13 protein-coding genes are annotated in these 15002 nt (G+C 71.1%); 4 read left to right on the top strand and 9 right to left on the bottom strand.

Translation table 11 applies throughout. From position 1 onward, the window contains the following. Window positions 1-530 precede the first annotated feature (530 nt). From AC1DW8_RS07765 to AC1DW8_RS07735, 7 genes are all read right to left on the bottom strand, one after another. Window positions 531-1820, bottom strand: coding sequence for a thymidine phosphorylase (locus AC1DW8_RS07765; protein ID WP_478093042.1), 1290 nt, complete (start codon window positions 1818-1820; stop codon window positions 531-533). A 56-nt stretch (window positions 1821-1876) separates the two neighbouring features. Next, on the bottom strand, window positions 1877-2230 hold the full coding sequence (locus AC1DW8_RS07760; protein ID WP_235508742.1) for a cytidine deaminase: 354 nt from the start codon (window positions 2228-2230) through the stop codon (window positions 1877-1879). 80 nt (window positions 2231-2310) lie between these two features. Next, window positions 2311-3579, bottom strand: coding sequence for an ABC transporter permease (locus AC1DW8_RS07755; RefSeq protein ID WP_056826882.1), 1269 nt, complete (start codon window positions 3577-3579; stop codon window positions 2311-2313). Further along, window positions 3576-4694 (bottom strand): ABC transporter permease, encoded by a 1119-nt coding sequence (locus tag AC1DW8_RS07750; protein WP_478093040.1) that lies wholly within the window; start codon window positions 4692-4694, stop codon window positions 3576-3578. The genes AC1DW8_RS07755 and AC1DW8_RS07750 overlap by 4 nt, the downstream gene beginning before the upstream one ends. Beyond that, window positions 4691-6334 (bottom strand): ABC transporter ATP-binding protein, encoded by a 1644-nt coding sequence (locus tag AC1DW8_RS07745; protein WP_082619943.1) that lies wholly within the window; start codon window positions 6332-6334, stop codon window positions 4691-4693. Before AC1DW8_RS07745 ends, AC1DW8_RS07750 begins: the two co-directional genes overlap by 4 nt. A gap of 103 nt (window positions 6335-6437) precedes the next feature. Beyond that, on the bottom strand, window positions 6438-7508 hold the full coding sequence (locus tag AC1DW8_RS07740; protein ID WP_478093037.1) for a BMP family lipoprotein: 1071 nt from the start codon (window positions 7506-7508) through the stop codon (window positions 6438-6440). Between the two features lie 112 nt (window positions 7509-7620). Continuing rightward, window positions 7621-8880 carry an amidohydrolase gene (locus AC1DW8_RS07735; RefSeq protein WP_056778610.1) on the bottom strand — a complete coding sequence of 420 codons (1260 nt, stop codon included), beginning with the start codon at window positions 8878-8880 and terminating at the stop codon, window positions 7621-7623. An 82-nt stretch (window positions 8881-8962) separates the two neighbouring features. Between AC1DW8_RS07735 and AC1DW8_RS07730 the strand changes: the two genes are divergently transcribed. The 4 genes from AC1DW8_RS07730 to AC1DW8_RS07715 all read left to right on the top strand — a co-directional run bounded on the left by AC1DW8_RS07730 (window position 8963) and on the right by AC1DW8_RS07715 (window position 12600). Further along, window positions 8963-9679: a (2Fe-2S)-binding protein gene (locus AC1DW8_RS07730; RefSeq protein WP_478093036.1), complete on the top strand. Its 717-nt coding sequence runs from the start codon at window positions 8963-8965 to the stop codon at window positions 9677-9679. A gap of 10 nt (window positions 9680-9689) precedes the next feature. Next, complete coding sequence (locus AC1DW8_RS07725; RefSeq protein WP_478093034.1) at window positions 9690-10640, top strand: pseudouridine-5'-phosphate glycosidase; 951 nt, start codon at window positions 9690-9692, stop codon at window positions 10638-10640. Beyond that, a complete protein-coding gene (locus AC1DW8_RS07720; RefSeq protein WP_478093032.1) occupies window positions 10637-11521 on the top strand; it encodes a carbohydrate kinase family protein in 885 nt (294 codons plus the stop codon). The genes AC1DW8_RS07725 and AC1DW8_RS07720 overlap by 4 nt, the downstream gene beginning before the upstream one ends. A 149-nt stretch (window positions 11522-11670) precedes the next feature. Continuing rightward, window positions 11671-12600 (top strand): DUF559 domain-containing protein, encoded by a 930-nt coding sequence (locus AC1DW8_RS07715; RefSeq protein ID WP_478093030.1) that lies wholly within the window; start codon window positions 11671-11673, stop codon window positions 12598-12600. A gap of 80 nt (window positions 12601-12680) precedes the next feature. Here the strand turns inward: AC1DW8_RS07715 and AC1DW8_RS07710 are convergent, their stop codons facing one another. Both AC1DW8_RS07710 and AC1DW8_RS07705 read right to left on the bottom strand, forming a co-directional pair. After that, entirely contained in the window at window positions 12681-14273 is a 1593-nt protein-coding gene (locus AC1DW8_RS07710) for an acyl-CoA mutase large subunit family protein (RefSeq protein ID WP_056778727.1), read from the bottom strand. 194 nt (window positions 14274-14467) lie between these two features. Continuing rightward, on the bottom strand, window positions 14468-14986 hold the full coding sequence (locus tag AC1DW8_RS07705; RefSeq protein ID WP_235508739.1) for a GbsR/MarR family transcriptional regulator: 519 nt from the start codon (window positions 14984-14986) through the stop codon (window positions 14468-14470). Window positions 14987-15002: the final 16 nt, after the last annotated feature.

The raw sequence follows: 15002 nt of genomic DNA, 5'->3' as shown, positions 1-15002 counted from the left end.
CGAAAACCTGACTGAAGTCGAACAACCAGCTCAAAAAGCTAGAAGTTCAATTCAACCAAAGGATAATTCGCCCAAAACCACGACCGTCACCACGCCACTAGAGGACGAAGATCAACCGGCCAGGCCTCGGGACGAGGTAATTGGCATCGATTTTTGACACGCTGTTGAGTTCTCAAGAATCGGACACACACCATCAACCACCTCAACGAGGAGGCCTCCGGGGCAACCCTTCAAACTTACCCGCCGCGCCCCACCGAGTCAAACCACGGTGATGCGGGCGGAACCTGCTCTCCGGAGCAGACCCGACTGGGTCGGACACTCCGGACACTCGTCAGACCCCGGGACCGGCCAGCTTCGCTCGGTGATCTCTCACCGCCGCGGTGGCGTCCGTTCCTCCCTGTCGGGCTGACGAAGAGAACAGTAGCCCGGTCCCCCGGGATTCCCCAAATCGCTCCCGGCACAGCGCCACAGACCCGTGGTGGCCGGTCTGTCGGAGCATCCGCCGACCACCACGGACGGGCACGCGAGAGTCAGGAGACCCGGTCGATGACGATCGGGGGCAGGTCCGGCCGCGACCCCTCGGGGGCGATCGTGAAGCCGCCCTCGAGCGCCTCGAGCGCCCGGGCGAACCGCTCCGGCTCGTCGGTGTGCAGCGTCATGAGCGGCTCTCCCCCACGGACGGTCGCGCCGGGCTTGTGATGCAGCTCGACACCCGCCCCGGCCTGGACCGGGTCCTCCTTGCGGGCCCGCCCGGCGCCGAGGCGCCACGCGGCGACCCCGACAGCGAGGGCGTCCAGCTGGACGAGCACCCCGTCGGCCGGCGCGAGCACGTGGTGGGTCTCCTTGGCCGTCGGCAGCTCCGCGTCGGGGTCTCCCCCCTGGGCGCGGATCATCCGACGCCAGACGTCCATCGCCCGGCCGTCCGCGAGCACGTCCGCCGGGTCGATGTCGGAGCGGCCCGCACCCGCGACCATCTCCCGCGCGAGGGCGAGCGTGAGCTCGACGACGTCACCCGGGCCCCCGCCGGCGAGCACCTCGACGGACTCCCGCACCTCGAGCGCGTTGCCCGCCGTGAGCCCGAGCGGAGTCTCCATGTTCGTGAGCAGGGCGACCGTGTGCACGCCGGCATCGGTGCCGAGGCGGACCATGGTCTCCGCGAGCTCGCGGGCCTGCCCGAGCTCCTTCATGAACGCGCCCGACCCGACCTTGACGTCGAGGACGAGGGACCCGGTGCCCTCGGCGATCTTCTTGCTCATGATGGAGGTCGCGATGAGGGGCACGCAGGAGACGGTCCCCGTGACGTCGCGCAACGCATACAGCTTCTTGTCGGCCGGGGCGAGGCCCGTGCCGGCGGCGCAGATGACGGCGCCGACGTCCTCGAGCTGGGCCATCATCTGCTCGTTGGACACGTCGGCCCTCCACCCGGGGATCGACTCGAGCTTGTCGAGCGTGCCGCCCGTGTGCCCGAGGCCGCGGCCCGAGAGCTGCGGGACCGCGACGCCGCAGGCTGCGACGATCGGCGCCAGAGGAAGGGTGATCTTGTCGCCCACTCCCCCGGTCGAGTGCTTGTCGCTCGTGGGGCGGGACAGTCCCGAGAAGTCGAGCCGCTCACCCGAGCGGATCATCGCGTCGGCCCAGCGGGCGATCTCGCGCGGGTTCATCCCGTTGAGGTAGATCGCCATCGCGAGCGCCGACATCTGCTCCTCGGCGACGGCGCCCCTCGTGTACGCGTCGATGACCCAGTCGATCTGGGCGTCGGACAGCTCGGCCCGGTCGCGCTTGGCGGAAATGACGTCTACGGCATCGAAGGCTTCACTCACGGGACCATCATGTCCCAGCGCCGTCGGTGCCGGAGCACGACCGGGTGCGGACGTGTTCAGCCCTCGGCGTGACGCAGGTCCTCGGCCCCGAACGCCTGCGGCAGGACCGCCGACATCGGGAGCACGCCCTCGGGGGTCATGAGCAGGCACCGGGGCCCGCCGTTCTCCCAGAGGAGCTGCCGGCAGCGACCGCACGGCATGAGAGCCTGGCCGTCGCCCCCCACGCAGAAGACCGCGGTGAGGCGTCCGCCACCCGTGGCGTGCAGCTCGGACACCATGCCGCACTCGGCACAGAGAGCCACGCCGTAGGCGGCGTTCTCGACGTTGCAGCCGGCGACGACCCGCCCGTCGTCGACGAGGCCGGCGACACCGACGCGGAACCGGGAGTAGGGCGCGTACGCCCGCTCCATGAGCTCGACCGCGCGCAGGCGCAGCGACTCCCAGTCGATCGCGTCGGAGGTGCTGGGCTGCGGACTCGTCGTGTCGGCCACTAGTGCCCCTCGCCCTTGCGGTAGATCTGCCCGTCGGCCGCCGGCATGCGCAGGCGTTGCGAGGCGAACGCCAGCACGAGCAGGGTCGTGACATAGGGCAGCGTGCTCGACAGCTCCGGCGGCACGATGTCGGTCAGGGCGTACCAGGCACCGACGATCACACCGACGGCGAGGGCGATGACGCCCTGCACCACGCGGCCCTTGCGGACGATCTGCCAGATCCCGATGCCGACGAGCAGCACCGCGAGCAGCAGGAGGAAGGCGTGGACGGTCGTGCCGCCACCGCGCAGCTGGGCCGCGTCGGTGTAGCCGAAGAGCACCGAACCGGCCATCAGACCGCCGGGGCGCCAGTTGCCGAAGATCATGGCTGCGAGGCCGATGTAGCCACGACCACCCGTCTGCCCGTCCCGGAACACGTTGGCCGCGACGAGGGCGAGGAAGCCACCGCCGAGACCGGCCAGACCGCCCGAGACGAGGACGGCCAGGAACTTGTAGCGCAGCACGTTGACACCGAGCGACTCGGCCGCGACCGGGGACTCGCCGACGGAGCGCAGACGCAGGCCGAAGGTCGAGCGCCACAGGATGTAGGCCGTCGCGATGAAGAGCAGGACGGCGAGGATCGTCACGACCGACACGTTGGTGCAGAAGGCACGGAGCACGCCGGCGAGGTCGGAGATGAAGAAGATGTGCTTCTGCTCCAGCTCACCGAGGGCGTCGGACAGGCCCGGGATGCTGATCGTCGGCAGCTCCTCGAGCGGCGGCGACTGCGTCGGGCCGCCACCCGGGAGGGTGCTGAAGAAGCGCACCGAGAGGTACTTCGCGAAGCCGAGCGCCACGATGTTGAGCGCCACACCCGACACGATGTGGTCGACGCCGAAGGTCACCGTCGCGATGGCGTGGATGAGTCCACCGACCGCGCCGCCGATGACCGCTCCGACGAGACCCCACCACGGGCCGAGGTGGTAGCCGAGGAAACCGGCACCCCAGGTGCCGAGGATCATCATGCCCTCGAGGCCGATGTTGACGACGCCGGCGCGCTCGGACCAGAGACCGCCGAGACCGGCGAGGGCGATGGGCACGGCGAGTCCGAAGGCCGCGATGAGCAGACCGGACGAGTCGACGTCGTTGGCGCCGGTGACGACACGGAGGATCGAGAGCACGAGCACGGCACCGAGGCCGACCCCGACCCACTGGAGCGGGCTCAGGCGGAGCCGGCGCGGGGTGGCGGTGACCTTCTCGACGCCGGCATCCAGACCAGTGACACTCATGCCGTCGCTCCTTCCGGGGTGGGGGCATCGGATCTCGTCGCGGCCAGCTCCCTCGCCACCCGCTGCTGCTCGAGGCGCACGTCGGCGCGACGGATCAGCTCGTAGGCGATGACGACGGCGAAGAGGATCACGCCCTGGATGATGAAGACGACCTCGGAGGCGACCCCGGCGCGGATCTGCAGCGCGTTGCTCTGCACGTCGAGGAACGACCACAGCAGGGCCGCGGCCGCGATGCCGAGCGGGTGGTTGCGACCGAGCAGCGCGATGCCGATGCCGGCGAAGCCGAGTCCGGCCTGGAACGTCGTGCCGTAGCTGTGGTCCTGACCGAAGAGCAGCGGCATGCCGATGAGGCCCGCCAGAGCACCGGAGGCGATCATCGTGGTGACGACCATGCGCGGCACCTTGACGCCGCTGGCGACCGCGGCGCTCTCGGAGCGGCCCGTCGCGCGCAGGTCGAAGCCGAACCGGGTCTTGTTGATGACGAACCAGTAGAGGGCGCCGACGAGGGCGGCGAGCAGGATGAGCGTGTAGACCTTGTTGGTCGCGCCCGGGATGAGGCCGAGACCGTCGAGCTGCGAGGACTCGGGGATCGGCTTCGTCGAGATGCTGTTGCTGCCCTGCTGCTTGACCGCGACCTTGAGCAGCAGCCACTGCACGACTCCGGTCGCGATCGCATTGAGCATGATCGTGCTGATCACCTCGGAGATGCCGCGGCGGACCTTGAGGTAGGCGGCGATGCTCGCCCAGAGGCCTCCGGCGACCATCGCCACGACGATCGTCAGTAGGACGTTGAGCGGGCCGGGGAACCAGGCCTGACCGGCGAAGGCCGCTCCGGCAAAGACCGCGACGCGGTACTGACCGTCGACGCCGATGTTGAAGAGGTTCATCCGGAAGCCGACCGCGACCGCGACGGCCGAGAGGTAGTAGACCGTGGCGCCGTTGACGATCTGGACGAGCTGGCGCGGCTTGGGCCAGCTGAGGATCGTCTGCCAGACCTCGACCACCGGGTCCCCGAGGAGCAGCAGGATGGCCGAGGTCACGAGGAACGCGACGACGAGCGCGAGCACGGGCGCCGCGACGGCGAGGAGGAGCTTGCGGGGGCTGAACGTGCTCATCGGGTCTCCTCCGGGTTGGCAGCCGCTCCGGTCATGGCCGCACCGAGGTCTTCGGCGGTGACGGTGTCGGGGTCGAACGTGCCGGTGAGCCGCCCGCGCAGGATCACCTCGATGGTGTCGGAGAGTCCGATCAGCTCCTCGAGGTCGGCCGAGATGAGCAGGACGGCGAGGCCGTCGCGCCGCGCCTGGCGGATGATGTCCCAGATGCTCGACTGGGCGCCGACGTCGACACCGCGCGTCGGGTGTGCGGCGACGAGCACCTTGGGCTGGTGGCTCATCTCGCGGCCGACGATGAGCTTCTGCTGGTTGCCGCCGGAGAGCGACCCCGCCTTGACGTTGATCGAGGGTGTGCGGACGTCGTACTCCTTGACGATCCGCTCGGTGTCGGCCTTGGCCCCCGCGGCGTTGATGATGAAGCCGCGGACGTTCGGCTCCTCGGTCTGGTGGCCGAGGATGCGGTTCTCCCAGAGGGGGGCCTCGAGGAGCAGGGCGTGCCGCTGGCGGTCCTCGGGGATGTAGGCGACGCCGGCCTCCCGGATCTCCCGCGTGCGCCAGTCGGAGATGTCGGTGTCGCCGAGGAAGACGAGCCCGGACGTGGGCTCGCGCATCCCCATGATGACCTCGACGAGCTCGGCCTGGCCGTTGCCCTCGACGCCGGCGATGCCCAACACCTCACCCGCGTGGATGGTCAGCGAGATGCCGTCGAGCACGTTGCGGCCGGCACCGGCGCCCGCGAGGACGATGTCCTCGATGCGCAGCACGACGCGGTCGGTGACCGTGGACTCCTCCGTCTGCGGGGTGGGGAGCTCGGCCCCGACCATGAGCTCGGCGAGCTGGCGCGCGTTGACCGACGACGGGTCGACGGTGTCGACGGTCGTGCCGCGTCGGATCACCGTGATGGAGTCGGCGACCGAGAGCACCTCGTCGAGCTTGTGCGAGATGAACAGGACGGTCAGGCCCTCGGACTTGAGCTCGCGGAGGTTGTCGAAGAGCTCGTCGACCTCCTGCGGCACGAGGACCGCGGTGGGCTCGTCGAGGATGATGATCTTGGCGCCGCGGTAGAGGACCTTGAGGATCTCGATGCGCTGGCGCGCACCGACCCCCAGGTCGTCCACGAGGGCGTCGGGGTCGACGTCGAGGCCGTACTCGTCCGAGATGCGCGTGATCTCGCGTCGGGCTGCGTCGCCGATGCCGTGCAGCTTCTCGGCGCCGAGGACGACGTTCTCGAGGACCGTGAAGTTGTCTGCCAACTGGAAGTGCTGGAAGACCATGCCGATGCCGGCGGCGATCGCGTCGGCCGGCGAGTGCAGGTCGACGACTCGACCGCCGATGCTGATGGACCCCTCGTCCGGGCGCTGGACGCCGTAGAGGATCTTCATCAGCGTCGACTTGCCGGCGCCGTTCTCACCGACGATCGCGTGGACCGTGCCACGCGCGACCGAGAAACCGATGTCCTTGTTGGCGACGACTCCGGGGAACCGCTTGGTGATCCCCTCGAGTTGAACGGCGGGATGGGCGTCCGACGTCCCGTCGGGTCGCGCAGGTGCTGCGGTGATGGCGACAACTCCTCGTCCAGGCCCGGAGAGGAGTCCGGGCGGGTGGTTCGTGGGGCCGGGTCGAAGGACGTCCCGACCGACCACCGGAGCCGGGGACGGACACGGCCCGCGACGACGCTACCGCGCCGCCCGGGCCGTGTCGCCCCGCTCGGGGATCATTCAGAGGGGATCTCGAGGCTCTCGAGGATCAGGGTGCGGTCGGGACCTTGATCTCGCCCGCGATGATCTTCTGCTTGTAGTCGTCGAGCTTCGACTTGATGTCGTCGACCTTGCCACCGGTCGTGGCGTAGTCGACGCCGCCGGCCTTGAGGTCGTAGACCTTGTTGCCCGTGATGTCGGTGCCCGCGGCACCCGACTTGAGGAAGTCGTAGACCGCCACGTCGACCTTCTTGATCATCGAGGTGAGGATGACGTCGCGGACGTCCGGCGTGGCCGTCAGGGCCTGGTCGGAGTCGACACCGATGGCGAGCTTGCCAGCAGTCTTGGCGGCCGTGAAGACACCGCTGCCCGAGCCGCCCGCGGCGTGGTAGACCACGTCGGCGCCGCCCTGGTAGAGGCCCTCAGCGGCCGTCTTGCCCTTGGCGGGGTCGTTGAAGCCGGAGAAGTCCGGCGGCTGCGAGAGGTACTGGCTCTTGACGACGATCGACGGGTTGGCCGCCTTGGCGCCGGCGATGTAGCCCGCCTCGAACTTCTTGATGAGGTCGGTGGCGACGCCCCCGACGAAGCCGACCGTGTTGGTCTTGGACTTCAGCGCGGCGGCCGCACCGACGAGGAAGGAGCCCTGCTCCTCGGCGAAGGTCAGCTGGGCGACGTTGGCGCCGGCCGAGTCGGGGGACGCGTCGTCGATGATCGCGAACTTGACGTCGGGGTTGGCCTTGGCGACCGTGCCGATGGCCTTGGCGTAGGCGAAGCCGACACCGATGACGTGGGTCGCGCCCGCGTCGATGAACTGCTGCAGGCGCTCCTCGGTGGCAGCCTCGCTCTCACCGTTGACCTGCGTGGCCTCCTTGAACTCGACACCGAGGTCGGCCTTCGCCTTGTCGAGGCCCACGGCCGCCGACGCGTTGAAGGACTGGTCACCACGACCGCCGACGCCGTAGGCGATACCGACGACGATCTTCTTGCCGGCGGCCTGCGTGCCGGTGCTGCCGGCCGAGGTGTTGCTGCCCGCGGGCGTGTTGTCGCTGCTGCTGCCGCAGGCCGCGAGGCCCAGCGCGGCGGCGGCGACAACGGCCGCGACCTTGGTTGCGTGACGCAAGAGGTGCTCCTTAGATTCCGCGGGGCCGACGACGACATCGGCCCAGATAGCACGGAACTGTAGACCCCGGCACGACAAGATCTGTTCGGCTCGGGGGAAGTCGCAGGAAGTGTTACCGATCCGCGACCGCGCTCAGAGGAGAGACGCCCCCGAGGGCCGGTGTGCCGGCCAGTCGGGCGGCCGCCGCGAAGACGACACCGGCCAACGTCCGGGCCCCGACGACGATCGCGCCCTCGTCGACGACGAGGTCGCCCCGGTGCAGGTCGTAGGTCGGGCCGCCGGGTGAGCGGGTCCCGAGCCGGGCCATGGCGCCGGGCACGTGGGTGAGGTACCACGCGAAGTCCTCGCCGCCGAGCGACTGCGGCGTCGGCGCGACGAACGACCCGGTGCCGGTCACGGCGGCCGTGAGGGCGTCGATGCAGCCGGCGTCGTTGACGACCGGGGGCACGCCCTTGGTGATGAGCACGTCGGCCTGGACGGCATACGGCTTGACGACCTCGTGGACGACGGCCTCGAGGAGGCGCTCGACGCCCTCCCAGATGCCGGCGTCGAGCATGCGCAGCGTGCCGCCGACCTTGCCCGACGACGGGATGACGTTGTGCGCCCCGCCGGAGTGGATCGAGCCCCACACGAGAGCCGCGCCCGCGCGCGGGTCGAGTCGGCGTGACAGGACGGCCGGCACGTCGGTGACGACCTTGGCGAGGGCGTACGTGAGGTCCTGGGTCAGGTGCGGACGCGACGTGTGGCCGCCCCGACCGGAGAGCGTGACCTCGATCTGGTCGGCGGCCGCGGTGATGGCGCCGACGCGCAGGCCCACCTGGCCCGCGTCGAGGTTGGGGTCGCAGTGGAGCGCGAAGATCCGGTCGACCCCGACGAGGCCGTCCTGGGCCACGACGTCCTCGGCGCCGCCGGGCATGAGCTCCTCGGCGGGCTGGAAGATCAGCCGCGCGCCGACGCCGGCCGAGGCGAGCCGCTCCTCGACCTCCTTGAGGGCGAGCGCCGCGCCGATGAGCGCGGTCGTGTGCACGTCGTGGCCGCACGAGTGGCTGACGCCGTCGGTCCGGGACGCGAACTCGAGGCCGGTCTGCTCACGGATCGGCAGGGCGTCGATGTCGGCGCGCAGCGCGATCCGGTGCGAGGGGTTCGTGGCGCCGAGGTCGGCGACGAGGCCCGTGCCGCGCAGTCGCCGGACGCCGATGCCGGCGCGCTCGAGACGCTCGGCGACGAGTGCCGTCGTGCGCACCTCGCCACGTCCGAGCTCCGGGTGCGTGTGCAGGTCGCGACGGATCGCGACCAGCTCCGCGGCATGCTGCTCGACGGTTCGGGCGATGGCCTCGAAGGGCAGCGAAGCGGAGCGGTCGGTCACGAGCACGGGAGTCTAGCGAGAGGATGGGGTCGACCCTCGCAGGCCGGGGTCACCGGGACCGGTCGGAGCACGGAGGGAGAGGTCACGCGTGGAGTCGGAGGCACCCACGGGGACGTCCCTCGGGACGGACGCCGTCCGGCACGTCGTCGGGCTCGTCGACCGGGCGATGCCCTTCACCACCGTGACGAGCCGGGTCTCCCCCGCGACCGTCTGGACCGCGGACGTGGTGGCGCACGTGCGGGCGGGGGCGGACCCGCTCGCGCCGTGGCGCTCGGCGCTCCACGTGCAGATGGAGCAGCGCAACGCGACGACGGTGCGGCCGCACGTGCCCGCCGCCTTCGTCCTCCAGTGGTGGTGCGAGGTGGCCGCCTCCCCGATGGCGTATGCCGCCGTGCTCGGTCCCTGGCTCCTCGTGCCGTCCGGCGCCGGGCTCGGTTTCGAGCTCGCGCCGGGCCTCGACCCGTTCCGCATCGTCGTCGCCCCCGAGCGGACCTCGCTGGCCGTCGACGACGACCCGGCGCGGCGTCTGGAACGGGCCCGGACCGCATACCTCGCGCTCGTCTCGGAGGTCGTGACGGCATACGCCCCCGACGTACGGATGGGCTCACGGCAGCGGTGGGGCGTGGTCGGCGACATGTGGGCGACGGCCGTGCGCCTCGCGCGCGGCGCGGCCGGGGAGAGCGTCGGCACCGAGCCGACCCGGGTCTCGTGCTGCTTCATCTACGCGATCCCCGGGATGCGCGAGTGCGCCGCGTGCCCCCGCAGCGGGCGGGGCCACGCGGGTCCCCGGAGCGCGCCGAACTAGGCTCTGCGCCATGCCGCAGCGCCTTCCGGAGTCCGACCTGCTCGTCGTCCACGAGGAGGTGCGCGAGGCGCTCGATGCCGGGGTCGGTGTCGTCGCCCTCGAGAGCACCATCCTCGCCCACGGCCTCCCCCACCCCGACAACATCGAGATCGGTGGGCAGATCGAGGGCGCCGTGCGCGCGGGCGGGTCGGTGCCCGCGACGATCGCCGTGCTCGACGGCGTCGTGCACATCGGCCTCGGGGCTGCCGAGGTCGAGCGCGTGTGCACCGATCCGGACATCGCCAAGCTGTCGGTCCGTGACGTGGGCGTCGCTGCGGCACTTGGATTTTCGGGAGCGACAACGGTCGCTTCGACGTCCGCGCTCGCGCACCTCGCGGGCATCCGGGTGTTCGCGACCGGTGGGCTCGGCGGCGTGCACCGCGGGGCGTCCGAGACCTTCGACGTCTCCGCCGACCTCCGGGTCATCGCGACCACGCCGGTGCTCGTCGTGTGCGCCGGGGTCAAGTCGATCCTCGACGTGGCCGGCACGCTCGAGACGCTCGAGACGCTGTCGGTGCCGGTGCTCGGCTACCGGACCGACGCGTTCCCCGGCTTCTACCTCTCGGACTCCGGGCAGCCGGTGCCGTGGCGGGTCGAGTCCGCGGCCGAGGCCGCACGGGTCGTCGTCGCCCGGGGTCGCCTCGGGACCGACGCCGCCGGTGTGGTCCTCGCGAACCCGCTGCCCGCCGACCGTCAGGTCGAGCGCGGACTGCACGACCGGCTCGTCGAGGAGGGGCTCGCGCTCCTCGAGCGCGAGGGCGTGCACGGCAAGGACGTCACGCCGCGGCTGCTCGAGTACTTCCACGACCACTCCGGCGGCGAGTCGCTCCGCGCCAACGTCGAGCTCGTCCTGTCGAACGCGCGCCTCGCGGGAGAGGTGGCGGCCGAGGTCGCGTCCCAGCTCGCGACCCGGTCGGCATGACGACGCGGCCGGTCGTCGTCGTCGTCGGCGACGTCGGGCTCGACGTCATCACCCGCCCCTCGGGCGACATCCGGTGGCACTCCGACACCCCGTCGGCCGTCGCCCTCGTGCCGGGCGGGGCCGGTGCCAACTCCGCCTCGTGGCTGGCCGGCCTCGGGGCCGACGTGACCCTCGTGGCCCGCATCGGCGACGACGCCGCGGGGACGACCTGCCGACGCGAGCTCGAGTCCGCCGGCGTCACCTGCGCGTTCGCGGTCGACGCCAGGCTGCCGACGTGCATGGTCGTCATCCTGCTCGACGCCCACGGTGACCGGACGATGTTTCCCGACCGTGGCGCCAACAAGGCCTTCGCGGTAGCGGACGTCGACCTCGCCTCGCTGGGGCTCCCAGCCGAGCCTCGGCCGCACCTGCACCTGTCGGGCTACGTGCTCTTCGACGCCGGGTCGCGTGCGGCCGGTCTCGAGTCGCTGCGCCAGGCGCGGTCGCTCGGGTGGACGACGTCGGTCGACCCGCAGTCGCCGGCCCTCATCGAGCGGGAAGGCGTCGACACCTTCCTCGTTTGGGTGACCGGCGTGGACCTGCTGCTGCCCAACGAGAACGAGGTCGCCGCGCTCGGAGGACTGGCCGCGATCCTGGGGCACACGAGCGAGGTCGTCGCGACGTACGGCGCGGCCGGGGCCCGTTGGGTCGGTGCCGACGGCGTGGACGAGTCGGCCGAGGCGCCGGTCGTCGAGAACGTCGACGCCACCGGGTGCGGTGACGCCTTCAACGCCGGGCTCCTGTCGGCCTGGCTCGGCGGCCAGGACCGGACCAGCGCGTTGCGGGCCGGGGTCGCGGCCGGCAGCGCCGCGGCAGCCCGCGTGGGCGCCCGGCCCGGCTGAACGGCATACGCCCCCGGTCCGCCTCCGGGTCAACCAACAGGCAGCAGGCGGCGCACGGGCTTCACCGACGCGCTGGCCGCCCGACGTCCTGTCGGTCGACCCTGTGGACGGACGGCCCACGGGCGTCAGCCGGCGGGACACGCTGAGGTATGCCGTACCTGCGTCCCGAGACCGCCCTCGCCCGACTGGGAGGCATCGCCCGCCGTGACCGGCTCCGGGCGCTGACCCACTGGCGGCGGATCGACGCGGCGCTCGCCGAAGGGGGCGTCGTGCGGGTGGCGCACGGGTGGTACAGCCTCCCGCTCGCGCAGAGCGGTCGGCGGGAGGCGCTGCGCCTGACGGGCACGGCCTCACACACCACCGCAGCCAACCACTGGGGCTGGAAGGTCAAGACCGTCCCGGAACGACCCCATGTCACAGTGCGGCGCAAGCGTCACCTGACCCGTGATGCGCAGGCCGCCGCAGCCGTGCACTGGCGCGACCTCGACGTCGAGGACGTCATCGACGGCTGGGTCACCTCGCCGGTGCGCACCGTCATCGACTGCTGCCTCGACCTGCCGTTCGACGAGGCGCTCGCCGTGGCCGATTCGGCTCTGCGTTCCGGCCTCGGACGAGGGCCCGTCGTGGAGCGCGCGGCGTGGCTGGGTCCGCGACAGCGCAGTCGGGTGGCTCGGGTCATGGGGGCAGCGGACCGTCGTGCGGCCAACCCCTTCGAGAGCGTGCTGCGCGCCATCGCCCAGGAGGTGGCCGGCCTCGTCGTCGAGCCGCAGACACGCATCCGCTACGACAGCTTCTACGCCCGCGTCGACCTGGCCGACGAGGACCTGCGGATCGTCCTGGAGGCGGACAGCCACGAGTTCCACTCGGAGCGGAAGGCGTTCGACCGGGACTGCCGCCGCTACAACGGGCTCATCACCCGCGACTGGCTCGTGCTCCGGTTCACCTGGGAGCAGGTGATGTTCGAGCCGGACGTCGTGCGGCGTGCCATCGAGGACGTCGTCGCGCTGCGTCGCTCCCAGGGCCTGCGTCGGCTCCGGACGGGTCAGGTAACCGGTCCGAACCGGCGAAAGGGCCGCTGAGGCCTGGTTTTCGGGTTGCGGCCGGTTGGTTGACCCGGCCGGTCGGGTCGACGGCGTACGGCTGGCGTATGCCGTGTGGCTCAGAAGGTCTCGCGGGGCTGGTAGGTGCCCCAGACCGCACGGAGGGCGTGGGCGACCTCGCCGCCCGTGGCGCGCGCCGCGAGCGCCTCCTTCATCGGGTAGAGGACGTTGTCGGTGCCGCGGGCTGCGTCCTGGAGCTTCGCGAGCGCCGCTGCCACGGCGTCGTTGTCGCGGTCAGCGCGCAGGGCCTCGAGCCGGGCGCGCTGGTCGGCCTCGATCGTCGGGTCGACGCGGAGCGGCTCGTAGTGGTCCTCCTGGTCGAGGACGAAGCGGTTCACGCCGACCACGGTGCGCTCAGCGTTGTCGATCTCGAGCTGGACGCGGTACGCCGATCGCTCGATCTCGCCCTTCTGGAAGCCCTGCTCGATGGCCGCGACCGCACCGCCCTTGTCCTCGACAGCCTGGATGAGCGCGAGCGCCGCCTCCTCGATCTCGTCGGTCATCGACTCGACGACGTACGAACCGGCAAACGGGTCAACGGTTTTCGTCACGTCGGTCTCGTAGGCGATGACCTGCTGGGTGCGCAGCGCGAGCCGCGCGGCCTTCTCGGTCGGCAGGGCGATGGCCTCGTCGAAGGAGTTGGTGTGCAGTGACTGCGTGCCGCCGAGCACCGCTCCGAGACCCTGGAGCGCGACGCGGACGAGGTTGACCTCGGGCTGCTGGGCGGTCAGCTGGACGCCCGCGGTCTGCGTGTGGAAGCGCAGCATCATCGACTTCGGGTTCTGGGCACCGAACTCCTCCTTCATGATCCGCGCCCAGATGCGGCGGGCCGCGCGGAACTTCGCCACCTCCTCGATGAGGGTCGTGCGTGCGACGAAGAAGAAGGAGAGGCGCGGCGCGAAGTCGTCGACGTGCAGCCCGGCGGCCTGCGCGGCGCGGACGTACTCGACGGCGTTGGCGATCGTGAAGGCGATCTCCTGCACGGGCGTCGCCCCGGCCTCGGCCATGTGGTAGCCGGAGATGGAGATGGTGTTCCAGCGCGGCATCTCCTTGTGGCAGTAGGCGAAGATGTCGGCGATGAGGCGCAGGGACTCGCGCGGCGGGTAGATGTAGGTGCCGCGGGCGATGTACTCCTTGAGCACGTCGTTCTGGATCGTGCCGGTCAGCTGGTCACCGGCGACGCCCTGCTCCTCCGCGACGAGCTGGTAGAGCAGGAGAAGCGTCGAGCCGGGCGCGTTGATCGTCATCGACGTCGAGATCTTGTCGAGCGGCAGGCCGTCGAAGAGCGTGCGCATGTCGTCGAGGCTGTCGATGGCGACGCCGACCTTGCCGACCTCGCCGTGCGCGATGGCCTCGTCGGAGTCGTAGCCCATCTGCGTCGGCAGGTCGAAGGCGACGGACAGGCCGCCTGTGCCCGCCTTGACGAGCTGGTGGTAGCGCTGGTTGCTCTCCTTCGCGGTGCCGAAGCCGGCGTACTGGCGCATCGTCCACGGACGGCCGGTGTACATCGACGGGTAGACGCCGCGGGTGAAGGGGTAGCTGCCGGGCGCGCCGAGCTTGCTGTCGGCGTCGAAGCCGGCGAGGGCCGACGCGTCGTAGACGGGCTCGATGGGCAGGTCGGACTCGGAGCGCGCACCAGTGCTGTCAGCCATGTTGCCGAGCGTATCGGCGTGGCGGTCCGCCGCTGCCGCCCGCCGGTCGAACGTTGCCGATCTCACGTCACCGAGGGCGTATGCCGTCACCCCGGGTCCCGACGGAACGTGGCCTCTCGACGGGTTGGGACCCGCAGATAGTGGCCTCTCGACGCGTGAGGACCGGCAGATCGTGGCCTCTCGACGGGTGAGGGTCAGGGGGTGACGGACGGCCAGGTGCGGGTGATCTCGGCCTTGTGGGCGGCCCACTCCCCCTCGAGCTCGCCGAGCCGGTCGCCGAGGAACTCGAGGAAGGCCACCGAGAGCTGCAGGCGCCGACCGGCCTCGGTGTCGAGGCCCCCGACGGCGGGCACCCCCGCACGCAGGCTCGTCTCGATCTGGGCCAGCATCCGGTCGCGCGAGAGCATCGCGCCGTGCCAGGCGTCGGCCTGCACGACGTAGACGTCTCGGCGGGACCCGCGCTCGCGCTCCTTGCCGATGAGGTAGGTCTGGGTCAGGTAGCGCACGGCACCGGACACCGCGGCCGGGCTCACGTCGAGCGACTCCGTCAGCTCTGCAGCGGTCATCCGCCCGTCGTCGTCGGCGAGCAGCTGGGCGAAGACGCGTGCGGCCAGGCGCGGCATACCGGCGTCGGTGAGGGTGTCGCCGAGACGCTCCACGTAGGCCGAGACGGCCCGTTCATCGCGGCTCGACCGCTGTCGCACTGACGTCACCACTCCTCCTCCGTCG

Source organism: Terrabacter sp. P2_E3, assembly GCF_056403915.1.
Note: the sequence above shows the minus strand (reverse complement) of the source record. Positions and strands in the feature narration are given on the sequence as shown.